23 protein-coding genes are annotated in these 22,673 nt (G+C 73.0%); 5 read left to right on the top strand and 18 right to left on the bottom strand.

Features of this window, described 5'->3' with window-relative positions; genetic code table 11:
• Nucleotides 1-190: 190 nt before the first annotated feature.
• The gene (locus ACZ4QV_RS31945; RefSeq protein WP_361154964.1) at nucleotides 191-1,129 is read right to left on the bottom strand and encodes an RNA polymerase sigma-70 factor; all 939 of its coding nucleotides are present in this window, start codon (nucleotides 1,127-1,129) and stop codon (nucleotides 191-193) included.
• A gap of 181 nt (nucleotides 1,130-1,310) precedes the next feature.
• Between ACZ4QV_RS31945 and ACZ4QV_RS31940 the strand changes: the two genes are divergently transcribed.
• Nucleotides 1,311-1,799, top strand: a complete 489-nt coding sequence (locus ACZ4QV_RS31940; RefSeq protein WP_361154866.1) for a carboxymuconolactone decarboxylase family protein — start codon at nucleotides 1,311-1,313, stop codon at nucleotides 1,797-1,799.
• A gap of 71 nt (nucleotides 1,800-1,870) precedes the next feature.
• Here ACZ4QV_RS31940 and ACZ4QV_RS31935 read toward each other — a convergent pair whose 3' ends face one another.
• The 4 genes from ACZ4QV_RS31935 to ACZ4QV_RS31920 all read right to left on the bottom strand — a co-directional run bounded on the left by ACZ4QV_RS31935 (nucleotide 1,871) and on the right by ACZ4QV_RS31920 (nucleotide 3,770).
• A complete protein-coding gene (locus ACZ4QV_RS31935; RefSeq protein WP_361587204.1) occupies nucleotides 1,871-2,500 on the bottom strand; it encodes an STAS domain-containing protein in 630 nt (209 codons plus the stop codon).
• A gap of 244 nt (nucleotides 2,501-2,744) precedes the next feature.
• Nucleotides 2,745-2,999: a hypothetical protein gene (locus tag ACZ4QV_RS31930; RefSeq protein WP_361587202.1), complete on the bottom strand. Its 255-nt coding sequence runs from the start codon at nucleotides 2,997-2,999 to the stop codon at nucleotides 2,745-2,747.
• Nucleotides 3,000-3,022: 23 nt separating this feature from the next.
• The gene (locus ACZ4QV_RS31925; RefSeq protein WP_467763754.1) at nucleotides 3,023-3,295 is read right to left on the bottom strand and encodes a hypothetical protein; all 273 of its coding nucleotides are present in this window, start codon (nucleotides 3,293-3,295) and stop codon (nucleotides 3,023-3,025) included.
• Between the two features lie 61 nt (nucleotides 3,296-3,356).
• A complete protein-coding gene (locus ACZ4QV_RS31920; protein WP_361154860.1) occupies nucleotides 3,357-3,770 on the bottom strand; it encodes an STAS domain-containing protein in 414 nt (137 codons plus the stop codon).
• 133 nt (nucleotides 3,771-3,903) lie between these two features.
• Here ACZ4QV_RS31920 and ACZ4QV_RS31915 point away from each other — a divergent pair, with 133 nt between their 5' ends.
• Nucleotides 3,904-4,251, top strand: a complete 348-nt coding sequence (locus tag ACZ4QV_RS31915) for an ArsR family transcriptional regulator (protein ID WP_467763753.1) — start codon at nucleotides 3,904-3,906, stop codon at nucleotides 4,249-4,251.
• Nucleotides 4,252-4,327: 76 nt separating this feature from the next.
• Here ACZ4QV_RS31915 and ACZ4QV_RS31910 read toward each other — a convergent pair whose 3' ends face one another.
• Nucleotides 4,328-5,023, bottom strand: coding sequence for an SDR family NAD(P)-dependent oxidoreductase (locus ACZ4QV_RS31910; protein ID WP_361154856.1), 696 nt, complete (start codon nucleotides 5,021-5,023; stop codon nucleotides 4,328-4,330).
• Nucleotides 5,024-5,418: 395 nt separating this feature from the next.
• Between ACZ4QV_RS31910 and ACZ4QV_RS31905 the strand changes: the two genes are divergently transcribed.
• A complete protein-coding gene (locus tag ACZ4QV_RS31905) occupies nucleotides 5,419-6,306 on the top strand; it encodes a LysR family transcriptional regulator (RefSeq protein ID WP_361154963.1) in 888 nt (295 codons plus the stop codon).
• 34 nt (nucleotides 6,307-6,340) lie between these two features.
• On the opposite strand, the gene ACZ4QV_RS31900 is transcribed toward ACZ4QV_RS31905, so the two are convergent.
• A complete protein-coding gene (locus ACZ4QV_RS31900) occupies nucleotides 6,341-6,895 on the bottom strand; it encodes a TetR/AcrR family transcriptional regulator (protein ID WP_361154854.1) in 555 nt (184 codons plus the stop codon).
• Entirely contained in the window at nucleotides 6,888-7,751 is an 864-nt protein-coding gene (locus ACZ4QV_RS31895; protein ID WP_467763752.1) for an alpha/beta fold hydrolase, read from the bottom strand. Before ACZ4QV_RS31895 ends, ACZ4QV_RS31900 begins: the two co-directional genes overlap by 8 nt.
• Before the next feature lie 163 nt (nucleotides 7,752-7,914).
• On the opposite strand from ACZ4QV_RS31895, the gene ACZ4QV_RS31890 reads away from it, so the two are divergent.
• Together ACZ4QV_RS31890 and ACZ4QV_RS31885 are read left to right on the top strand one after the other, a co-directional pair.
• The gene (locus ACZ4QV_RS31890) at nucleotides 7,915-8,274 is read left to right on the top strand and encodes a TetR-like C-terminal domain-containing protein (protein WP_467763751.1); all 360 of its coding nucleotides are present in this window, start codon (nucleotides 7,915-7,917) and stop codon (nucleotides 8,272-8,274) included.
• A gap of 125 nt (nucleotides 8,275-8,399) precedes the next feature.
• Nucleotides 8,400-9,923, top strand: a complete 1,524-nt coding sequence (locus ACZ4QV_RS31885) for a carboxylesterase/lipase family protein (protein ID WP_467763750.1) — start codon at nucleotides 8,400-8,402, stop codon at nucleotides 9,921-9,923.
• 87 nt (nucleotides 9,924-10,010) lie between these two features.
• On the opposite strand, the gene ACZ4QV_RS31880 is transcribed toward ACZ4QV_RS31885, so the two are convergent.
• From ACZ4QV_RS31880 to ACZ4QV_RS31835, 10 genes are all read right to left on the bottom strand, one after another.
• Complete coding sequence (locus ACZ4QV_RS31880) at nucleotides 10,011-11,273, bottom strand: mannosyltransferase family protein (protein WP_361879757.1); 1,263 nt, start codon at nucleotides 11,271-11,273, stop codon at nucleotides 10,011-10,013.
• 83 nt (nucleotides 11,274-11,356) lie between these two features.
• Nucleotides 11,357-11,791, bottom strand: a complete 435-nt coding sequence (locus ACZ4QV_RS31875) for a hypothetical protein (protein ID WP_467763749.1) — start codon at nucleotides 11,789-11,791, stop codon at nucleotides 11,357-11,359.
• On the bottom strand, nucleotides 11,784-12,308 hold the full coding sequence (locus tag ACZ4QV_RS31870) for a SigE family RNA polymerase sigma factor (RefSeq protein WP_467763748.1): 525 nt from the start codon (nucleotides 12,306-12,308) through the stop codon (nucleotides 11,784-11,786). The genes ACZ4QV_RS31875 and ACZ4QV_RS31870 overlap by 8 nt, the downstream gene beginning before the upstream one ends.
• Nucleotides 12,309-12,659: 351 nt before the next feature.
• Nucleotides 12,660-13,874, bottom strand: a complete 1,215-nt coding sequence (locus ACZ4QV_RS31865; RefSeq protein WP_361154841.1) for a metal-dependent hydrolase family protein — start codon at nucleotides 13,872-13,874, stop codon at nucleotides 12,660-12,662.
• Nucleotides 13,867-15,255 (bottom strand): FAD-dependent oxidoreductase, encoded by a 1,389-nt coding sequence (locus ACZ4QV_RS31860; protein WP_467763747.1) that lies wholly within the window; start codon nucleotides 15,253-15,255, stop codon nucleotides 13,867-13,869. Before ACZ4QV_RS31860 ends, ACZ4QV_RS31865 begins: the two co-directional genes overlap by 8 nt.
• 4 nt (nucleotides 15,256-15,259) lie before the next feature.
• Nucleotides 15,260-18,364 (bottom strand): amino acid adenylation domain-containing protein, encoded by a 3,105-nt coding sequence (locus ACZ4QV_RS31855; RefSeq protein ID WP_467763746.1) that lies wholly within the window; start codon nucleotides 18,362-18,364, stop codon nucleotides 15,260-15,262.
• A 91-nt stretch (nucleotides 18,365-18,455) separates the two neighbouring features.
• The gene (locus tag ACZ4QV_RS31850; RefSeq protein WP_467763745.1) at nucleotides 18,456-19,475 is read right to left on the bottom strand and encodes a zinc-dependent alcohol dehydrogenase family protein; all 1,020 of its coding nucleotides are present in this window, start codon (nucleotides 19,473-19,475) and stop codon (nucleotides 18,456-18,458) included.
• Nucleotides 19,472-20,272 (bottom strand): HisA/HisF-related TIM barrel protein, encoded by an 801-nt coding sequence (locus ACZ4QV_RS31845; RefSeq protein ID WP_467763744.1) that lies wholly within the window; start codon nucleotides 20,270-20,272, stop codon nucleotides 19,472-19,474. Before ACZ4QV_RS31845 ends, ACZ4QV_RS31850 begins: the two co-directional genes overlap by 4 nt.
• Nucleotides 20,269-21,516, bottom strand: a complete 1,248-nt coding sequence (locus ACZ4QV_RS31840) for an FAD-dependent oxidoreductase (protein WP_467763743.1) — start codon at nucleotides 21,514-21,516, stop codon at nucleotides 20,269-20,271. The genes ACZ4QV_RS31845 and ACZ4QV_RS31840 overlap by 4 nt, the downstream gene beginning before the upstream one ends.
• Before the next feature lie 42 nt (nucleotides 21,517-21,558).
• Nucleotides 21,559-22,224 (bottom strand): hypothetical protein, encoded by a 666-nt coding sequence (locus tag ACZ4QV_RS31835; RefSeq protein ID WP_361154831.1) that lies wholly within the window; start codon nucleotides 22,222-22,224, stop codon nucleotides 21,559-21,561.
• Between the last annotated feature and the right edge of the window lie 449 nt (nucleotides 22,225-22,673).

Here is a 22,673-nt window from a genome sequence, read left to right as displayed (position 1 = left end):
GGGGGGGGTTCCACGGGCCCGTTTGGGGGGGGGGGGCCGGGGGCGGGGCGGGGGGGGGGCGGGCCCCCCCCCCCGGGGGGGGGGGCCCCCCGGGCGGGGGGGGGGGGGGGTGTGCCCCACCCCCCCCCCCCGCCACCGTACGAGGGCTCGGGCTTCGCGCTCCCGGACAGGTACCAGGACAGGGCTCGCCTCAGCGACGCAGGACGGTCTCCCGCTCCATGCGCGACAGCTTCTCGGGGTTGCGTACGGCGTAGAGTCCGGTGATGCGCCCGTTGTCGACGTGCGCCGTCACGACGGTGTCCAGTTCGCCGTCGAGGTGGATGAGCAGCGCCGGGCCGGCATTGATCTGGGCCGGCCGCAGCGTGATCGCCCCGGTCTTGCGCAGCCCGCCGACCAGCAGGCGGGCCACCTTGTCGACCCCGACGACCGGTCGCAGGACGGCTTGCTTGACCCCGCCGCCGTCGCCCAGGAGGACGACGTCCGGCGCGAGGATGTCGACCAGGGTCTGCAGATCGCCCGTTTCGACCGCCCGTCGGAAGGCGTCGAGCGCGTCACGCGTCTCGGCCGGGGAAACGGTTCCGCGCGGCCGGCGCGCCGCGACGTGGGCCCGTGCCCGGTGCGCGATCTGGCGGACCGTGGCCGGGCTCTTGTCGACGGCTTCGGCGATCTCGTCGTACCCGAGGTCGAACACCTCACGCAGCACGAACACCGCCCGTTCGGTCGGCGTGAGCGTCTCCAGCACCAGCAGCATCGCCGTCGAGACGCTGTCGGCCAGTTCGACGTCCTCGGCCACGTCGGGCGTGGTGAGCAGCGGTTCGGGCAGCCAGGAGCCGACGTAGGACTCCTTGCGGCGGCCGAGCGTACGCAGCCGGCCCAGCGCCTGGCGTGTGGTGATCCGGACCAGGTACGCGCGCTGCTCCCGTACCGTGGCGAGATCGACGCCCACCCACCGCAGCCAGGTCTCCTGCAGGACGTCCTCCGCGTCGGCGGCCGAGCCGAGCAACTCGTAGGCGACGGTGAACAACAGATTGCGGTGGGCGACGAACAGCTCGGTGGCGAGGTCCGTGCTTCCGCCGTCGGCGAGCCGTCCCGCCGTGTCCGCTGTGGGCTCGCTGCACTCACTGTTCACCGGGTTCACGGGCTGCTCCTGTCTTTTCTTTTTCGACCGTGCTACGCGCACAAGACGCCGGGCGCCGCCGCGTTGTGACATCCGTGGACAGTGGCATACGTCACGCGACCGCCCTGTCACAGAGGGCGGGGCACCGGCGTCTTGTGGTCGTTCAGAGCACACCACGAGTGAGGACGAAGCCATGAACGCGACCCGGTTCAACCTGTTCGAGAACGAGCTCGGTGCTAAGTTCGCCAAGCGGTTCGCCAACGCCGGCCTGATCGTCCAGCAGTCGTCGCTGCCGAAGGCGACGCAGGAACTGATGGCACTCCGCGCCAGTCAGATCAACGGCTGCGGCTGGTGCATCGACGTGCACACCAAGGAGGCCGCGGCCTCCGGTGAGACCGCGGTCCGGCTCAACCTGGTCGTCGCCTGGCGCGAGTCCACCGTGTTCACCGAGGCCGAGCGGGCGGCGCTGGCGTTCACGGAGGAAGGCACCCGGCTCGCCGACGCCAACCAGGGGGTCTCCGACGAGACGTGGGCCCAGGTGCGCAAGCACTACGACGACGACCAGACCGCCGCGCTGATCGCCGTGGTCGCCCTGATCAACGCGGCCAACCGGCTCGCCGTGATCACCCACCAGCAGGGAGGTACGTACGAGCCCGGCATGCTGGCTGCCGCGGTCAACTGATTGCCGGGAAGGGGGGAGGGGCCGGCCCGAGCTGTGCTCTCCGGCCCCCTCGGCGGGGCCGGAGCCCCGGGTCAGGCCGTCGAAGGGGCGCCCGGCCCGGGCCCCTTCGGCTCCCAGCACAGCAGGTCACCGCACGAGCCCCGCCAGAACGTCCGGTGCGGGCGGGGCCCGTCGGGACGCGGGAGCTGCTTCCCCGCAGGGTGGTGCGCCGTCATGCGGCACGACGACGTGCCGGGGCAGGGCGTCAGCCGGGGGCCCACACCGGTACGGACCAGAGCCTGCTCAACCGTTTCGCTCGCCACCGCCAGTTCCAGGCTGCCCTGTGCGGCCTGTACGGCACCGCGGATGCCCAGGAGCGTGTAGAGGCTGGCGTTGTCGCACCAGGTGATGCCGGACAGATCGAGCCGCAGCCGGCGGTGGCCGGACTTCAGGTGGGCGACGGTGGCTTCGCACAGCAGGCGCACCGTACGCACGTCGAGTTCGCCGGCGACCCCCAGTTCGGTGGCGCCGCCGGCCGCACGGCGGGCGCTGACGGTCAGCCGGAGATCGGGTGGCTCGATCAGCGGGAGCCGGAGAAGCGAGGCCGTGAGGGGCGAGCTGCCGCGCATCGGTCCCTCCAGGTCGGCCGTCGGGCGGGCCCAGGACATGGCCCATCGAACGCCGACCAGACTTCCCGGCACACCCTGCGCCCTCCGGAGCATTGGGGCCACGGTAGCGGCCGCGGCCGTGGCGCGGAAGCTGAGCTGCCGGAAGGGCCTCGGGAGGTGCAGCGGACGGACTTCAGTGCGGCCGGGGCTCCCGGACAGCGCCCCGGCCGCCTCCCTCGGAAACGGTCTCGCCGTGTGTACGTGAATGCGTCGGCCGGGCTGGTCGGCGAGGTGGCCGCGCCGGCCGTCACGGTGACGTCCGCGGTGCCCTTGTCGTCGAGGAGCCGGTGCGGTGCCGTCACCGTGATCCGGGACGGGGGCCGGACACTTCCACGGTCGCCGCGACGTCCTTGCACCACACGGTGGCCCCGTCGGCGAACCCCGAGCCGCCGATGACGACCTGCTGGGTGCCGGCTTCCCCGCTGCGCGGAGTGACGGCGCTGACGACCACGGGCGCGGGACCGCCGTAGGCGAACTGGCCCAGCGGAACGGCAGGTGACGTGCCGAACACGGTGGTGACGCGGACGCCGACGATCCCCACCCCGTCGGGCACGGTCGCGGTGATCTGCGTACCGCTCAGGTCGCGTACGACCTCGACGCCCCGGGGGCGGGCCGAAATCGACGACGGCGCGGCGTCGAAGCCGCTGCCGTCGATGACAGCCGTGGTCCCGCCTCACCGGTGCTCGGGCTCACCGTGGTCACCAACGGCCCGGAGGGGACGGCGAGCGCGCCCAGCAGACCCAGGTACGTGGAGTCGGCGTGCTGGAAGGTGACTTGGCTCAGCAAGTCGGCGAGGGTCTTCTCGACCAGGTCGCCGGCGTCGGCGAGTAGTCCGGCTCCGTTCCTCACGGACCCGGCAAGGGGCCGGGGAGCGGCGGTGTCCGGGCCGCCGCCTCCTCCGTGGCGCCCCTCAGCGCTTCTCGGGGGCGGCGAACAGGCCGCGCGTGCCGGTCAGTTCCAGGAGCTGATCGACGGCGCGGTTGCCGGCGCGGATGGTGACGGTCTTGTTCTGGAGCTGCGCCCGGCTGCGCAGGCGCAGCAGTGTGCCGAGGCCCGCGCAGTCGCAGAAGTGCAGGGCGTCGAGGTGCAGGTCGAGGCCGTGGACGGAGTGGCCGAGGGCCGCGTGCAGGCCCGGTTCGACGTGCCGCCCGGTGGCCAGGTCGAGGTCTCCCCGGATCGCGACGCGTGTGCGGCCGCCGTCCGGGGTGACCTCCAGGGCCACGAGACACGGTTCAAGGACCGCTGATGCCGCGGTGCCGCGGGCGAGGGCGCGTTCGGGGTCCTGCTGGGCGAAGGGGGATGCGCAACGCGCAGGCTCCGGCATGGCCTTCCTCTTCCTTGTCGGCTCACCTGCCTCCGCACCCAGGCTCGACCCCGCCGCCCATACACGTCAACCGATACATGAAGAATTTTACGTGCATCTGGGTGCGTGAATCGTCCATCGGTAGAATCAGCGCATGAATGACGTGCCCGAGCCGTACAGTGGGTGGACGTTCGTGACCAGCCGCGCCCGGGTGCTCGCCGCCATCGCCGACGATCACCATGCCCGCATCCGCGACATCGCGGTCCACTGCCGACTGACCGAACGCGCCGTTCAGAAGATCATCGCCGACCTGGAGAGCGACGGTTACCTCTCGCACATCCGGGAGGGGCGGTCCAACACGTACCGGACCGAACCCGGCAAGATCCTGCGCCATCCGGCCGAGGCCGGTCTGACGGTGGCTTCGCTGCTCTCCCTGCTCGTCCAGGACGAAGCGGACCGCACGCCGCCGCCCGGCGAACGCCGCCGGTCCGACGCGACCTGACTCCGGGGCACGCGCGGGCCGGCGGGGCAGCGGCCGGTGTCGCTCACCGGCCGCTCGACGGAGGGCGGCGCGGCGGCTACCAGAGCACGGTCCGCCCCTGGTGGTCGACGAAGTGGAGGCCGGGCTTCCCCCGGTGGCTCTCGATCGTCTCCGCCACCCCGGGAACGCTCTCTTCCACACTGAGATCGGCTTCCATGCCGCCGAGTTCGGTGCGCACCCAGCCCGGGTCCATCAGGAGCAGGGTGCGCGAGTCCCCGGCGTGCCGGGCGGCGTAGCAGCGCATCAGCTGGTTCAGCGCGGACTTGCTCGCCCGGTACAGGTCCTGACCGCCGTCGGTGTTCAGCGTGATGCTCCCCTGGTCGGAGGACATCACGCCGATGGTCCCGTCCGGCACGACCAGCGGGCGCAGGAACTCCACGACGCGCATCGGGCTGAGCGCGTTGGTGACCATGACCTCGGTGAACATGTCCGTCGGCACCTCGCCGATCGGGAGGTCGCCGCGGGTGATGGCGGCGTTGACGAAGAGCAGGTCGAGGGGGCGCCCCGCCAGCCGGTCGCGCAGTGCCGTTATCTGGTCAGGGTCGGTCATCTCCAGCGACTCGACGGTCAGCCGTCCCTCGGAGGTCTCGGCCAGTTCGTGCAGGCCGGTGCGCCGGCTGCCGCGCACCGTACCGATGACGTCCCAGCCGCGGCGGAGGAACTCGGCGGCGAGCCCGAGGCCCAGCGTCCGGGAGGCCCCGACGACGAGAGCGGTCTTGCGGGTGTCGGTCATGTGAATCCTGTCGTGGGTCGGCGGGTCGGTGCGCCGAGGGCGGGTGGTGCACGTCGTGATGAGGGATCGTCGTTCGCGGCCGTCGCCGGCCGGCGACCGTTCGCCGACGGGCGCTCGCACCGGAAGGCACCGGAAGGCGACTCCGGCAGCGGTCGAGGTGAAAGCGGCCGCGTCCGGTCCATGTGGACGCGGAGCGGGCGGCTTTCAGCCCGGATGCCTCGAAGTCCCGGTGGTCTCGCGGCGGTCGGCGGTGGCGGTCTCCAGCGGGATGCGCGGTACCTGACTGCCGATGCCGCCCGCCGCGACGGTGGCGACGATCATGACTCCATTCTCCGAGCGACCCGTTCGGGCGTCCAATACTCTTGCGACCGCATTGATCTCGTTACGGCATGGATCTGGACCTGGATCTGCGCAAGCTCCGCTATTTCGTCGCGGTGGCCGAGCATCAGCACTTCGGCAGGGCGGCCCGGGCACTGTTCATCGCGCAGCCGGTCCTCAGCCGGCAGATCCGCGCGTTCGAGCAGGAGCTGGGCTGCCGCCTGCTCACGCGGACCACCCGCAGCGTCGAACTGACCTCGGCGGGACGGCAGCTCTTCGACGAGGCGCGCACCATCACCACGGTGGTGTCCGCGGCGCTGCGGCGCGTGCACGAGGCCGCGCGGGGCGAGCAGCGGCTGATCGTCGCCTTCTCGACCGGCCTGCACGTGTCGGAGGCGATCCGGACGTTCACGGCGAGCCACCCGGAGGTCGAGATCGACGTCTTCCCGCTGCGCTGGTGGGAGCAGGACGCGCCGCTCCGCGACGGCCGGGCGCACGTCGGATTCCTCCGGCGCCCCTTCGACGACGCGGGGCTGCGCACCGTCCCCATCGGCCAGGAGACCAAGGTCGCGTGCCTGCCCGTGACCCATCCGCTGGCGGACCGCCGCACCCTCACCTCGGCCGATCTCGCCGGTGAGCCGATCCTCGACGTCAGGACGCGGCGGACATCCTCACTGGAGGAGAAGTTCGAGCTCATCGCCTCCGGGCAGGGCATCGCGCTCGTCCCGCTCAGCGTCGCGGGCTCGTACTCCCGCCCCGACCTCGTCTATCTGCACGTGACCGACTCCGCGCCGGTCGGGACCTGCCTGGCCGTACCGGAGAGCGGTTGCACGGACCTCGTACGGGACTTCCTGGACATCGCCACCGCCACCCTGCGCGGGCGCCCCGGCGATACGGAGACGGAGCGGGCGGAGGACGAGAAGCCCGGGGCGGAGCAGGCCGCGAGAGCTGGGGCAGGGGAGTGACGCCGCGTCGGCGCAGCGGCCGGCGGCGCGCCGGTCAGTGCGGCGCCCGCAGGCCGGCGATCGTCATGCGGATCAGCAACTCGTAGCTGTCGTCCAGGTTTTCGGGCAGGCCGAAGGCGTCCTGAGTTTCCAGGACGGCGAAGCCGTGGACGGCCGCACGCAGGCATCGGGCGGCGTGGACGGCGGCGGAGTCCTCCATTCCGTAGGCGCGGAGGGTCGCGGTGATGATGTCGACCAGGCGCGTCCCGGCCTCGGCCGTCCGCGGGTCGGGGCTCTGGAGCACGGCCGAGTAGCGGTGCGGGTGGTGCTGCGCGTAGCGCCGCCACGCCGTCATGAACGCGCGGATCGCCTCGTCGGCGGAACGGCCGAGCACGGCTCGTCCGGCCTGGTCCGCGATGTCGTTCAGGACGCGGGCCGATACGAGTGCCCGCAGGTCGGCGAGATGGCGCACGTGCTTGTACAGGGACGGGGTGGTGACCCCCGCCCGGCCGGACACCGCCGACAGGGTGAGCGCCTCGGGGCCGCCCTCGTCCAGGACCTGCAGCGCGAGATCGACCACCGCGCTCGTGGACAGCGCCGCTCTAGCCACGCGCGCCGCCAGCCTTGACGAACCTCAGGACGGCGGCGGCGACTTCGGCGGGGAACTGGACGTGTGCGTAGTGCCCGGCCCCCTCGATCAGTTCGAGCCGGCCGAGTCCGGCAGGCAGTTCCGCCACGATGCCTTCGCCTTCCGCCACGGGATCGGGCCAGTCGGGATCGAGCGTGCCCATGAGGACGAGAACCGGGCACCGGACATCGGCGAGCCGGGCGCCGGCATCGGTCGGTGCGGACCGGCCCAGCTTGCCGACGACGGCCATCCGGCCCGGCCGGCGCAAGTCCGCCTCGACCGCGGCGAGGTAGCCGCCGAAACCGGCGGGCCGGGCACCCGGGCAGGCGTGGTCGAGGTAGCGCAGCCACAACGGGACGCTGCGCAGGAGGGCGGCGCCCATGAGCAGGGTCGCGCCGGTGCGGTAGCGGGCGTGGGTCAGCAGGTCACCCAGGCTGACCTGCTGCGCGCGGGTGAACGGGCTGATCTCGACGAGGGCGCGGACCAGGTCCGGTGCCTCGGCCGCGGCGATGGTGGCGGCGCCCCCGCTGAAGGAGTGGCCGACGATGACGGCGGGGCCGCCCAGGTGCCTGATCAGGGCGAGGAGGTCGCCGGCCACATCGGTACGGGTGTACGAGGCCCAGCCCGTGCTGGACTCCCCGTGGCCGCGCAGGTCCGTCCGCGCCACGCGGAAACCGGCCGCCGAGAGCCGGGTGGCCACCTCGCGGTAGGCCGTCCTGTTCTCACCCATGCCGTGCGCGAGGACGATCAGCGGACCCTCGCCGGTCACGTCGTACGCCAGGTGCCGGCCGTCCACCGTCAGGACTTCCGTCGTGTGCTCTTCCCGGTTAATGCTCATAACCATAAAGCTAACACCATTAACCAGTGGTGTCGGTATCTCCGTGCCAATGACGTAAGGCCGAGGCCGGGGCCGGTCCGGTGGGGGTCCAGGAGAGCATCTCGCGGGTCGGTGCGCGTAAGGCGGTCATGGTCCTGGTGAAGAAGCTGCCGACGATTGCGAAGTGCGCGCCGGCGTCCTGCTGAGCGGCGACCCGGTACGAGACCTCACGGCCTACCTGGACGCGCTCGTGAGTTTCCTCGCGCACTCCCTCGCCGGAGCCGTCTACCGGGCACTCATCGGGGAAGCCCAGCACGACACGGCCGTCGCGGCGCTGCTCTCCTCCGGTGACATCCTCGGTGAGAGCGCCGCGAGGGTCGTGGAACCGGCGCTCGGCGCGGGCGACAGCGAACTCTCGGTGGAACAGGCGACGGCACTTCTCGTCGGCCCGCCCTTCTTCCACATCCTGTCCGGGCGCAGCGTGGAGAGCGTCGACACCCGCCGACTGGCCGAGGAGTTCACGCGGGTCCTCGGGGGCCGCTGACGTCGGGCGGCTCCTGGCCTGCCGCGCCGGAAGCCCGTCCGTCGCCGGGCGGCCGGTAGCCGACGCTCGGCGACGGGACGGAACTCGGTAATGTGGCGTGCGCCGTTGCAGGGGAAGGGGATCGTATGACCCGATCTGACCGAGCGCCCGAGATCCGTACCGCGTCCGGCGTCGTCCGGGGCCGGTGGCGGAACGGCGTGGCTGTTTTCCGGGGCGTGCCGTACGCCCGGCCGCCCGTCGGCGACCTGCATCTGGCCGGGCCTGTGCCCGCGTTGCCCTGGGACGGCGTTCGCGAAGCCGACGCCTTCGGGCCGGTGCCACCGCAGTCCCTCGCGCTCGGTTACGGCACCGGGCGGCAGAGTACGGAGGGCGCGGACGACTGGCTGACGGTCAACGTCTTCAGCCCCGATCCCGGCGCGGCGGGGCTGGCGGTCATGGTCTGGCTCTACGGCGGCATGTACATGATCGGTTCCTCGGACGGGCCCGGCTACGACGGTACGGCTCTGGCGCGCCGGGACAGCGTACTGGTGACGTTCAACCATCGGGTGGGCGCGGAAGGCTACGGACAGTTCGCGGACGCGCCGCCCAACCGGGCCCTGCTGGACCAGATCGCCGCGCTGGAGTGGGTCCGCGAGAACATCGCAGCCTTCGGCGGGGACCCGGACCGGGTGACCGTCTTCGGCGAGTCGGCGGGCGCGGGCGCGGTGGCCGCGCTGATGGCGATGCCCCGCGCGGCCGGGCTCTTCCACCGTGCCGTGGCGCAGAGCGTGCCGGGCCCCTTCTTCAGCCTGCCGCTGGCCGCGGACATCGGTACGGCCGTCGCCGCCGAACTGGGCGTGGCCCCGACGCGCGCCGCTCTGGCGCCGGTGGCTCCCGACGCCCTGCGGGACGCGGCGGACACCGTCCTGAACACGATGGCGGACCACGGGAAGCGGTGGGGCCGGGCGGCCCGGGCCCGGATGCCGTTCGCCCCGGTGGTCGACGGCGACGTACTGCCGCAGGCTCCCTGGGAGGCGCTGCGAGCGGGCCGGAGTGCCGGCATCGATCTCGTGGTGGGACACACCCGGGACGAATGCCGGGGATTCACCGCGCTCTCGGGGCTGCGCGGAAAGGTCACCGAGGAAGAGGCCGCCGCCACCCTTGAGTGGTGCGCGCCCGACGCCGCCGGAGCACGTGCCTACCGGACGGGCCACCCGGACGCGAACCCCACCGACCTGCAGGACCTGGTGCTGTCCGACTGGCTGTTCCGGATGCCCAGCCTCCACCTGGCCGAGGCCCACACCGCCGGCGGCGGCACCGCGTACCTGTACGAAATGGCCTGGCCGAGCCCGGCGATGGACGGTGCGCTCGGCGCCTGCCACGGGCTCGACGTCCCGCTGGTCTTCGGCAACTTCGGCGGAGAGGTCGCGGAGCTGCTCCTGGGGGCGGAACCCTCCCGCGAGGCTGTGGCGCTCTCGGAGTCGATGGCGGCGGCCTGGACCGCCTTCGCCCGAACGGGCACGCCCGGCTGGGCCCCGTACCGGCCCGAGGACCGGCTGACCCGTGTGTTCGGCGCGGACTCCGCCACGGTGCCGTACCCGGAGGAGACGTCCCGCCGGATCTGGGCGGACTGGGCATTCGCCGCGCTGGAACCGACAGGCGGCGGCTGACGGCACCGGCGCCCGGCCACCGGCGGGCCCACGCACTCGCCCCCGGCTTGTACGGCCGGGGGCGAGTGCGTCTGCGGACGGGTCAGATCACCCGGCCCAGCGTCCGGTGAGGAAGGTCAGCGCGAACACCGTGCTCACGGGGGCGGCCAGGCACAGGTACGCGGTCCTGAACCGGGGGCTGCGCAGGCTCCAGGCGGCCAGGCTGACCCACAGGGGCCACCACAGGAGGGCGGCGCGGGGGATGGAGACGTACCAGTACGAGGTTCCCAGGGCGCACAGGCTGAGGGCGACGTAGACGGTCTCAGGCCAGCGGCGCTTGCGCGCCAGGACGACGAGCAGCGCCAGACCGACGGCCATGACCACGAGTTCGGCCTGGAACATGAAGGCGTAACCGGTGCTCTGGGTGCGGTCGAAGGCGTTGTGCCAGGTGTTGATCCAGGCTTCCCAGGGCGAGTGGAAGACGCGGTACCAGCCGCGTTCCTGGGCGTGCTTCCAGGCCATCCAGTCACCGGTGCGGGACTGGAGGAACCAGCTGAAGAGGAACAGGGGCAGCGCGGGGAGGGCCAGCCAGGGGAGCGGGCGCAGGTTGCGGGTGCTGCGGAGAGTGAGCAGGAAGTGGGTGGCCAGGGCCGCGGCGAGGAAGAGGCCGCTGACGCGTACGGCGGTGGCCGCGGCGGTCAGCGTCATGGCCAGGGGCCAGTTGTGGCGTTGGGCCGCGAGCCAGGCGGGCAGGGCCAGGGCCAGGAACAGGGCCTCGGTGTATCCGACGGCCAGGAACACGGCGCAGGGGGATATCAGGAAGAACAGGACGGTACGCCGGCCCGCCTCCGTGTCGTACAGGTAGTGCCGGGCGATGCGGGCCAGCGCCAGGACGGCGACGGCTCCCGAGACGAAGGAGACCGTCAGCCCGGCCAGACCCCAGTCCGGCACGACGACGTGGACCGCGCGCAGGACGAGGGGAAAGCCGGGGAAGAAGGCTTCCCGGTTGTCCCAGTCGGCCTGCCACGGTCCGGCCTGCCCGGGAAAGTAGCCCTGCTGGGCGATGTGCCGGAAGTGGTCCCAGTCCCAGTGCTGGAACGGGGCGAGGAGCGGGCCGGGGTCCTGGGTGCCCGGGTCGGAGGGGAACAGCCACCGGGCGCAGTAGGCCGTCAGCCAGATCCCCACGCGCGTCGACAGGTACAGCCACAGGATGTCCCGGTCCGCGGCGCTGAGGCGCCAGGTCGCGGGACCGCGTCTGCCCCAGCGCGCACGGCCGGTCCGTACGGCGGGGCCGGGCAGACGCGGAAGGCGCCCGGGCGGCGTGGCCGGCGGGTGGGAGTGCTCGCGCGCGTCGATCGACGAAGGGGGCATAAACGTTTCCTTGAAGGTGTGGACAGGCAGACCTGGACGCCCGGCGGCGGTCCGCCGGGTACCGGACGACGGAGCGGGCCGGATCAGGGCGGCTCGGTGGCCGTTCCCCGGGAGGCGTCCGAGGCCGCAGCGGTGGCCGTGGCCTCCGGGGGCCCGGAGGGAGTGGCCGTCGATTCCGGGGGCATGGAGGCGTCGACCGTGGACTCCGGAGTGGGCGAGGACGTGGAACCGGGCGCCGTGTCCACGGGAGCCGGCTGCCGGTCCGGAGCCGGCCGGGCGGGCGGAGGCGTGCCGGCCGGGCCCGCCGGGGCCGGTGTACGGGAGAGCAGCGCGACCGTGGTCGCGGCGCCGCCACCGAAGGCCAGACACACCACGCTCACCACCGCGGCGACGCGTCGCCGGCGCGCCCGCCGCCCCCGCGCGGCGATCTCGCCCGCCGGTACGGTGACGAGGCCGTCCCGTCCGGCGTCGGCCGCTTCCTGGAACAGGGACCGCAACGGGTCCTGGGGCTCAGGCACCGGGCGCCTCCTCGATGTGCGGGTCGTCCAGACGGTCAGCGAGTGCCTTGCGGCCGCGGCTCAGATGGGTCTTGACGGTGCTCGCCGACAGCCCTGTCTCGCCCGTGATCTGTTCGACGGACAGATCGCACAGGTAGTGCAGGGTGAGGGTGCGACGCTGCTGGGCAGGCAGTTCCCGCAGCGCGCCGACCAGCGCGACCTGCGCCGGTCCCGGCCCCTCGACATGGGGCGGGGCACCGCTGCGCTTCCACGCGTCGGCGCTGCGGCGCAGCCGCCGCCACCGGCTGACCGCCAGCCGCCAGGCGACCGTGCGGATCCACGCCTCCGGCTGCCCGCTCCGGTCGAGCTGCCGGCGCCGGCTCCAGCCTCTGGCGAACGCCTCCTGCACCACGTCCTGCGCCTCGTGCAGGTCGCCGAGCATCACGTACAACTGCCCCGTGAGCCGCGCGACCGTCTGGGCGTAGAACTCTTCGAACTCCTCGACGGTCAACAGCCACTCCCGGATCTCTCGCTTCACCTGCCATACGCCCCGCGGGCGCTGTGCGGTCGACACGCAGGACGAGGAAATGACGTGACGCTCGTCACGGCGCCGGCCGGCGTGGCACGCCGCACTGACCACCGGACCGCCGGTGCGGGCGGATGCCGGACACCACCTCGCCCCGGCGACGCGGAGGGTCGCCGGGGCGAGAACGGCATGTCGCCTGACTGGGCGGTTCGTGACCGGACGGCCTTCGACCGCAGCCGGCCTTCGGTCCGGCCCGTCCGGGTGTCTGTCCGCCCCAGTCTCGCACGGGAGCGTGTCGGCCTGCCGGTGACCCCGGCGGGCGGCGGCGCTCAGGGCGCGGTGCGCGCGGCCGTCGGGGGCCGGTCACGGACTGCGGTGAACGGTTCCGCCCTGCATGACGAAGTCGACGTGGTGGAGGGCTTCGATGTCGTGGAAGGGGTCGGCCGGTACGGCGACGAGGTCGGCGGTCGCTCCGTCGGCGATGCGTCCGAGGTCCGGGCGGCGCAGCAGGTCGGCGGCCGTACTGGTGGCGGCGAGCAGGGCGCGGTGGGGAGAGAGGCCGGCCGAGGTCATGGCGGGGAACTCGCGCCAGTTGTCGGCGTGCGGAAACACGCCAGCGTCGGTGCCGAAGGCGATACGGGCCCGGCCGGCCGCGACCCGGCCCCCGTGCCCGCGCATCGTCGCCCGGTGCCGCACCAGCTTCTCCCGGATGCGCTGTTCGCCCGCCGTCCTGAAGGCGTCGTCGTCGAGCTTGCCGAGGAACAGCTCGGCGGCGTACAGGGTGGGCACCAGGTGGATGCCGCGCTCGGCGATCAGGTCGAGGGTCTCGGGGGAGGCGAGGCAGGCGTGCTCCACGGAGCGGACGCCGGCGCCGACGGCGCGGCGGATGCCCTCGTCGGAGAAGGCGTGGGTGGCACAGGGCAGGCCGAGGTCGTCGGCCGCCGCGACCAAGGCCCGGACCTCGTGTTCGGTGTAGCTGCTGTGGCCGGGGTCGTCGCTGGGGCTGGTCAGGCCGCCGGTCGCGGCGAACTTGATCCAGTCGGCGCCGTACCGGGCGTCGACACGGACCCGGCGGACGATTTCCCCGACACCGTCGGCCAGCGCACCGACCTCCGCCGAGCCGTGCGGCACCGACAAGGTGGAGCGGTCGCCGTGACCGGCACGCGCGGAGATCAGGTGCGGCGCCACGAACAGCCGCGGCCCTTCGATCAGCCCCGCCTCCTGAGCGTTGCGCAAGTGCACGGTCAACGGCTCTTCCGCCGTACTGCCCAGGTCCCGGGCCGAGGTGAAGCCGGCTTGCAGCAGCAGGCGCAGCGGCCGGAGAGCGGCGAGGGTCCGGCCGCTGACGGTGTCGGCGAGTTCGGTCGGCGGCGCCTCGGACAGGTGGATGTGGCAGTCGATCAGGCCGGGCAGCAGGGTGCGGTCTCCCAGGTCGACGGTCCGGACGCCGGGTGCGGTGCCCCGGACGTGCGCTCGGGCGATGTGTCCGTCGCGGACCAGGACGCGTGCGTGGGGACGGGTGCGGTCGCTGCTGCCGTCCCACCAGCGGGCGGCGGTCAGCACGACGGTCTCACTCATGGCGCTCCCGTGGAACGGTGGTCGGCCGGTTACGGTTGCCGGTCTCGAAGCGGCGCCAGACATCTGCCGGACCGGGGGTGTCCGGATCGTAGGCGCCGCCGAGGTGGTGCAGTACGCCCCGGGCCGTGTCGAGGCCGGTGGCCGGCGCGTGATCGAGTCGGCCGGGGGACCAGGAGGTGTCGTCCCCGGCCAGGGACAGGGCGTGCGGCGGCTCGCCCGGGACGGCCGGCTCGCCGTTGAAGTCCTTCATGAAGTGGCTGAACAGGCCGCGTCGGCAGGGGTGTTCGCCGGGCGGGCAGGAGAGGCACATGCCGCGGACGGACAGGCGTACCCGCTCGTCAAGGCTGGAGGCCGCCCCTTTCATGGCGTCGATGCCCCAGGCAGAGCTGAGGTCGGGGACGGCCGTCCGGCCGCCCGCTGCCCGGGGCGCACCGTAGTCGACGGTGTACGGGTTGCGCGGCAGCCGGTAGGTGAGGGCGACGCCGTCGAGACTGGTGCCCTTGCAGAACGGCCGCTCGGTGACCAGCGCGGTCCTGGACGCCTGCCGGCAACTGAGCCGCCGCACGGCGCGCCACAGGCGCGGACCGAAGGGAGAGGCGGTGGTGCCCCGGCAGCGCAGTTCGACGTTGGTCTCCGGCAGGTGGAGCCGCGGGGTGAAGACGACAGCGGCGAAGCGTTCGCGGGCTCCGTCGTCGCTGTGCACGACCACGCCGCGGGCCGGGTCGCGCTCGGCCTCCACGGCGGTCACAGCCGGTCGGAGGGTTCCGCGGTCGCACTGTTCCAGGCTCGTGGTCCGGCCGGTGGGGCCGGTGGCTCGGTGGGTCCAGAACCCTTCGGCGAGGGTGCTGATGCCCTCCGGTGCGTCGGGCCAGCGGGTGCGGGCCTGCCGGAATTCCTCGTCGAGGGGGCAGACGTCGGTGATCCGCCGGGCCGGGCGGCGTATACCGTCGATGTCGAGCACGGTCGGCGGAGTGCTGTCGGGAGGGGAGTTGTCGCGGCAGGGCTGCCGGCGGAGTCCGAAGCGCCGTGCGTAGTGGTGCAGCAGGGCGGCGGAGTCGGGGAAGCGCCTACAGCCCAGTTCGTCGACGGCGCTGTCGGCCCCGGCGAGGCGCAGTGAGAACATCCGGCCGCCCAGGCAGCGGCCGCCCGGGCCCGCCGGATCGGTCTCGGCCTCGTGGACCACCGGGCGGCAGTCGGCGCGCAGGAGTTCGTACACGGCGGTCAGGCCGCTGCGGCCGGTCCCGACGACCGCCACCGGTGTGCCGGGTGCCGTCGCTGGCAGGCGTCCGACGCGGCGGTCGCCGTCGAGGTGGGCCGCGTAGTCGAAAGGGAAGCCGGCCTGTAGACCGACGGCCGGTGTGCGGGGGTTGCGGGTGTCCACGGTGTCACTCCTCCCGTCGCGGCGGTTCGAGGAAGCCGCTGTCGCGGAAGTAGCTCAGGTAGAGGTCGATCAGGCCGGCGTCCACCGGGGGGCAGTCGATGCCGCTGTCGTCCACGGCCCGGGCGGTGTTGGTGCGGTCGAGCGCGGGGACGGCGCCCGTGAGGTACAGGCTCCTGACCGCGTGCTCCGGAGTGTCGGGGACGTCGGCGGACATCGGGAGGTAGGGAGCCATGGGGTGGTCGGGGTGGCGGGCGACCAGGGCGCCGATGCGGCGGAGCCAGGTGGCGTGGCTCAGGGTCTCCACCGGATATCCCATGGCGCGCAGTCGGCTGGTCAGGAGCGGTAGCCGCGCGGGGCGGGGGTTGGTCAGGTGGTACGTACGGCCGTCCGGCTTCTCGTGGGTGAGGATGTGGACGATGGCCTGGGCGGTGTAGTCGACCGGTACGAAGTCCAGCGGCAGGGGGAGGTCCGGGGCGGTGCCGGTCTCGGCGATGGTGCGGAACAGCGCGCACATCAGGGTGCCGGTGTTCCACACCCCGCGCCGGCGGGTGCCGGTGACTTCGTGGGGACGGTGCACGGTGACCGGCAGCCCGCGTTCGGCGGCCCGGGTCAGGAGGCGTTCGGCGACCCACTTGGTCTCCGGGTAGCCCTGGGAGAGCTTGTCGGGGTGGGCGAGGGGCGCGTCCTCGCCGAGGTGCCGTACGCCCGCGGCGCCGGACCCGGCGAGGACGGCGACGGTGGAGATGTGGTGGACCGGTTTGAGGTGGTGGGCGGCGGCCAGTTCGATGACGGTGCGGGTGCCCGTGACGTTGGCCGGTGCCAGGGCCTCGTACGGGTAGGCGAAGTTGACCTGGGCTCCGGCGTGCACGACGAGGTCCGTCTCGCGGGCCAGTTCGTCCCAGGCCGCGGGTGTGAGACCGAAGCGGGGAGCCTCCAGGCTGCCGGGTACGGGTACGAGACGGTCGTCGCAGCAGGAGGGGTCGAGAGCGTAGAGGCGCATCCGGGCGGCGAGGCGCGCGTGGGCGGTGTCCCGGTCGCCGGCGCGGGTCAGGCAGTGCACCCGCCGCACTCCGGCGTCGACGAGCTGGTCGATCAGGTGGACGCCGAGGAAGCCGGTTGCGCCGGTCAGCAGGACCGAGCGGGGCGGGGTGGCTGTCGCGGCGGGCCGGGCGTCGAAGCGCAGCCGGTCGTCGAGGCGGGACTCCGCGGCGAAATCCACGGTGGCCTCCGCCCCGTCGTCGTCACGCAGTGCCGTGGCGCGGGCGGCGAAGGCGGACAGGGAAGGGCCGTCCAGCAGACGGCCGATGAGGGCGCGGCCCGATCCCGGGGGCAGGCCCAGGCGGTCCCGTACGGCGGTGACGACCTGGGTGGCGTGCAGCGACGTACCGCCCAGCGCGAAGAATTCGTCCTCGCGCCCGACCTGGTCGAGGCCGAGCAGGTGCGTCCAGATGTCGGCGACGGCTTCCTCGGCGGCGCCGCGGGGTGGCTCGCCGCCGGTGCGCGGCCGGTCGTTCTGATGCTCCATCAGTTCCAGGAACCGGTCGCGGTCGATCTTTCCGCTCGGCTTGAGGGGGATCTCCGTGACGGTGGCGATCCGGGTGGGCACCATGTACGGGGGCAGCCGGTCGCGGGCGTAGGCGGTGAGCCGTCGGGGCAGTCCCCCGGTCTGTACGTCCGGGGCGGGCACGGCGGCAGCGGCCAGGTGCCGGCCCGGCCCGTCGCCCAGGACGTCCACGGCCGCCTCGCGGACCTCGTGATGGCGGGCCAGCGTCAGTTCGATCTCGTCCAGTTCCACCCGGTAGCCGCGGATCTTGACCTGCCGGTCGCGGCGCCCGCGGTACTCCAGGACGCCGTCGCGGCGCCGGCGGGTGACGTCGCCGGTGCGGTAGAGCCGGGCGTCCGGGTCACCGCCGAACCGGTCCGGCACGAACACCTCGGCGGTCCGGTCGGCGTCGCCCAGGTAGCCGCAGGCGATACCGTCACCGCCGACCCACAGCTCCCCGTCCTCGCAAGGGGCGGCCAGGCGGCCGTCCTCCCGTACGACGTAGGCGGTGGCGTTGGCGATCGGCCGGCCGATCGGCACGGTCTCGGCGTGCGGGGCCAGGTCCTCGACGCGGTGGGCGGTGACGAGGGAGGACGCCTCGGTCGGCCCGTAGCCGTTGATCAGCAGTTCGGGGCGGCCGTGGCGCAGGACGGCGCGTACCGCGGAGGGGTTGAGCGCGTCGCCTCCGGCGATCAGGGCGCGCAACGAGCCGAACATGCGGGGGTTGTCCTCCGCGTGTTGGTGGAACAGGCCCGCGCTGAGCCACAGCACACTGATGCGCCGCTCCCGCAGTACTGTTTCCAGCGCGTCGGCGGACAGCAGGGTCTCGGGTTCGGGCAGGACCAGACAGGCACCGTTCAGCAGCGGGCCGAACAACTCCAGGCAAGAGATGTCGAAGGTCAGCGCTGTGGTCGCCAGCAGCCGGTCGGTGTGTTCCAGTTGGAGCCAGTCGGTGTTCCGCACCAGACGGACCGGTCCGCGGTGCGGACAGACGACGCCCTTGGGCGTACCGGTGGAGCCGGACGTGTAGATCACGTACGCCGGGTCGGTGGCGCGCCGGTCTCGCCCCCAGCGGTCGCCGGGGTCCGGCGGCGGGTGGCCGCTCAGGCCGTCCGTGGTGATCTGCGTGCAGTGGTCGTGCACCGGTTCCGGAGCGGTGCCCGGTGCGGTGACGCAGTGCCGTACTCCCGCGCCGGTCAGCACCGTCTCCAGCCGGTCCGCCGGGTCGCCGGGGTCCAGGGGGAGGTAGGCGCAGCCGGCTTCCAGCACGGCGAGGACCGCGACGACCGCCTTCGGTGAGCGGCGCAGCAGGACGGCCACGGTGTCGCCGTCCTGCACGCCCCGGGAGCGCAGGTGAGCGGCGGCGCGGCGGACCCGTGCGTACAGCTCGTGGTAGCTCCAGCAGCCGCTGTTCCACTCCACGGCTGCTCGATCGGAGTGCGCGCGGGCCTGCTCGGCGAAGAGTTGGGGAACGGTGGCGTCGCGGGGGTAGTCGGTGGCGGTGTCGTTCCAGGCGCGGACGGTGTCGGGGACGGTGTCGGGGCTGTGGTGGAGGTCGCGGCTCATGGCTCGTCCAGTACGGGAGTGAAGGGATGCGGGGGCGAGGGGCCAGGAAGAGGCGGGGCGGGGGAGGAGAGAGCGAAGGGGTGGGGGCCGGTCAGCTGGTCAGTACGGCTTTGCCCGTACGGCCGGGGCACTGCGCGTGGCGTACGGCGCGAGCCGCGTCGGCCAGGTCGTAGGGTTCGACCGCGGGGACGGTGAGGCGGCCGTCGAGGAACTGCCCGGTGACCTGGCGCATCAGCCGGTCGGTGCGGTGGGCGGCCCACCGGCCGAGGCGTTCGGGCAGCCAGAAGCCGGTCATCGCGATGCCACGGAAGATCAGGTCCTCCGGCGCGACGGTGAGGGCCTCACCGGACAGCAGGCCGTAACTGACGAACTGTCCCCCGTCGCGCAGCGACCGCAGCGCGAGCGTCCCGGTGGGGCCGCCCACGGCGTCCAGCACGGCGGCGATGCCGCGCCCCTCGGCGAGGGCCGCCAACTGTTCCGGGAAACGTTCCTCCCCTTGGACCAGGACCGCTTCGGCACCCGCTTCCCTCAGCGCCGGACGGTGACGTTCGTCGCGTACCACACACAGGCAGCGCAGCCCCCGCCCGCCGGCGAGCTGGAGCACCATCCGGCCGACGGCGGACGCGGCGGCGGTGAGCAGGAGCAGCTCGCCCTCCTCCAGACCGAGGTCGTCGAGGAGGAGATGGGCGGTGACGGGATTGATCGTCAGCTGGCAGGCCGCCTCGTCGGAGAGTTCCGCGGGCACGGGCAGGACGTCGTCCGCGTCCGTGGTGAGGTACTCGGCCCAGGTGCCCAGCGCCGACACCGCCACCCGCGTGCCCGTCGCGTACGGCACGCCGGGGCCCGCGGCGTCGACGACACCGACGCCCTCGAACCCCACGGGGGACGCCGAACCGTTCCCGTCCGGCCGCAGCCCGGGGGAGAAGGCGGCGGGCCGCCCGTAACGCCCCTGCACCAGGAGCAGGTCGGAGGGGTTGACGGGGCTGACCCGCATCCGGACCCGGACTTCGCCCGGCCCCGGCTCGGGCACCGGGCCGCGATGCAGGAGCAGCACCTCGGCGGGGTCGCCGTACCGGCCGAAGACCAGCCGGCGCATGGTCGCGGCGCTCATGTGCCGGTCGCGCGGAACGAGGAGTGCGCCAGCAGGTGGTCGCGGATCTCTGCCATGCTGTGCTGCCCCTTGTGCAGCATGTTGTTGACCAGGACGTACGTCGTGTCGCCCGCGTCGAGGGCCTCGTGCAGGTGGTCCAGGCTGCCGCAGCCGCCGGAGGCGATGACGGGCAGGCCCGAGGCAGTGGCGACGGCGTGGCACAGGTCGAGGTCGAAGCCCCGGCCGGTGCCCTCGCGGTCGACGCTGTTGGCGAGGACGGCTCCGACGTCCAGGCCGGCCAGTTGCCTGGCCACGTCGACGGCGCCGGTGCCCGCGTCCTGCTCGCCGTCGTGGGTGTAGGCACCCCACCGGCCGGGCGCGGTCCGGCGGCAGTTGATGACGCCCATCAGCCGTTCGGCCCCGAACTCCCGGGCGGCTGCCTGGACGGTCTCCGGTTTCTCGATCAGGCCGGTGCTCACGGACAGCACGTCCGCGCCGGCTTCGAAGAGGCCGCCGGTGTGCAGGAGGGAGGGCAGTTGCCCGTGCCCCACGGACACCAGCAGGCTGACGCCGGTCTGCCGGAGTTCGCGCAGCAGCGACGGGAGGTAGTCGACGGCGTCCCACGGGTCGAAGACGTCCAGGAACACCTTCCGGGCGTTGCCCTCGGCGTACGCCGCGACGACGGACGCGACGTCACCGGGGTCGTCGAGACCGTGGATACCGCTCGGCTCGGTGGTGCGCCCGGCGGCCACGTCCACGCAGGGGATCACGAGGTCGGCGACATGAGCGCGCTGGTCATGGAAGACAGGCTGGTTCACGGGGTTTCCTTTCCGGTGGTGCGCAGCAGGTGCGCCGGGCGGGGACTGCGGGGCGCCAGCAGGCGGGCCACTTCGGCCGCGGACGCCAGGACGCTGTCCAGGTCGTCGGACCGGGTGGCGACATGGCCGGCGAAGTACACGCCGCCGTCACCTTGCAGGGACAGCAGCTCGGCCTGGGCGGAGAGCATCTCCGGGGTCGGTTGCAGCGTCCGGAAGACGGTGGAGGCCAGGACGGAGCGGGGGAGCGTGTCGCGGTGCGTGAGCTGACTGACGAACAGATCACCGTCCGGGCGCCGCTGCCATGCGGTGGTCTCCGCCCACGGGCCGTGCACGGTGACGGTCGACGGTGACCAGTGCTCCCGCACGGCAGGCAGGTAGCAGGGGTCGGTGTGCACGCCGTAGACCAGGTCGTTGTACGGGTACGCGGTCAGCAGTGCCCGGGCCCGGCCGGTGCCCCCGAGGGAGCCGAGCACGCACCGCGCCGCTTCGGCGGGCAGGGCCAGCACCACGGCGTCCACCGCGTGCCGGGCACCGCGCGCGTCGATCATTTCCAAGTGGCCCGCCGTACGGCGGATCCGCCGCACGGAGGTCCCGGTCAGCAGCCGGGCCGACCGGGAACGTCGGGCCAACTGCCAGGCCAGTGCCTGCATTCCGCCGCGCAGCCGGTAGGTACGGGCATCGGCACCGTCGCCGGGGTCGGCGTAGAACATCCCGACGGCGCGGGCCGACAGGCACCGGGCGTCGTGGAGCGTGCAGCCGAACACCGAGGCGGGCAGGGCGTACACCCCCGCGTCCTTGACGTGCCGCGGCAGGTCCCAGGGCTCCACCATCGCCTCCAGCGGGACGGTCCAGGCAAGCGCGTCCCGCTGCCAGGCGGCGGCGTGCGCGGCCAGCAGTTCCGCCGCGTCCTCCGTGGCGCGGATCGGCGCGGACGGACGGCCGTCGGCCGGTCTCGCCGCGCGGGCGCCGTCGCGGACGACGGTGCGGCCGGTGGGCATCTCGGCCCACTGTGCGCCGTCCAGGCCGAGGGCCTCGGCCAGCCGCGTGGTCACCCCGTCGCCGGGCACCTCCTGGACACCGAGGTCCAGGGCGGTGGGGGACCCGGCATCGTCGGGCAGGTGGACCGACCGCAGATTGCCCCCGACGTCCTTGCGCGCTTCGAGCACCAGCGTGTCGTGGACACCGTCCAACAGCCAGGCGGTGGCCAGCCCAGCGGCTCCCGCTCCGGCGATGCCGACCCGCATGCTGCCTCCTCGGTCTCGGGTGGGGTTCCGGTGGCCGGTCCCTCAGGCGGGCCCGGCGGCGGCGCGCCAGAAGTCGCCGATGGACTCCTCCAGCAGCCGGGCGCAGAACACGGCGTCGCGCGGGTCGTCGCCCCGGTCGAGCCCGTCCTGCACCACGTCCAGGGCCAGTTGTTCCAGCTCCTGCGGCGTCTCGTCCTCGTAGTAGGTGAGGAAGGACTGCGGGGCCTCGAAGCCGGACCGCCTGATGTGCCGGACGAGTTCGGCGCAGCCCGAGAAGTACACCCGCAGGTCGGTGGCGGAGGCCAGCGCGAACGCGGCCTGACTGCCCTGTGCCGCCAGCCAGCTCAGGGTGCCGTTGAACGTGTAGGCGGCGCGCTCCGTCGGCCGGTCGCTGCCGTGCAGGTCGTCGAGGCCGAGCGCCTGCGCGCACTGCTGGAGCTTGGGCTGGGCGTCGTGGACCAGCCGGGCGAGCCGGATGCTCAGGTCCGCCGCCGGGCGGCGCGGGAACCGGGACAGCACCGTCCCGTAGGCGCCGAGTTCGGCCAGGTGGCACTGGGCTTCCGTGCTGACCAGGCGGCGCAACGCGTCGACGGACAGGCGTCCGTCGGCGGCGGCGTCGAGCAGGGCGTTGCCCACCGGTTCCTTCTCGCGTCGTGCGGTGAGTTCGTCGACGAGGTGCCGGGACGTGACGGAGGACGAATCGACCATGGCCGGTAATTTCCCTTCGTGACATCGGATGTTTTTTCGCGCCGTGCGGTTCGCGGCGCGCGAAGATCGGAAACGTTTGTGAGGGTGACGGCCGCCGGCGCCGAAGAAAAGTCGGACGCCGGAGTCATGCCCCTTCGTTCTGTCCGGGGACAAGGGTGGCGTACCCCCGAAAACCTTGAACACCACGTGCGGCTTCCTCTTGTCCGCAAAAAGACGCCACAGCGGACACGGAGAGTTTTTCCGGGCGCAGGAAATTCCCCGTCTTTCGTTCGCTGTGGGGCACGAGGTTGCTGATGCCGAAAACGAGTCGGCGCTCCGATCCGGTACCGGACGTGCGCGTCGGGCGGCGAAAGTGATCTGCGGCGCCGCCGGGCGGGACGGCCGGGGCAGAATGTCGGCCAATTCTGCTCCGTGGTAACTGCCGCCGGTGTATGGCAGTTGAAAGGTTC

This window comes from Streptomyces sp. NPDC026394 (genome assembly GCF_055567735.1).
Note: the sequence above shows the minus strand (reverse complement) of the source record. Positions and strands in the feature narration are given on the sequence as shown.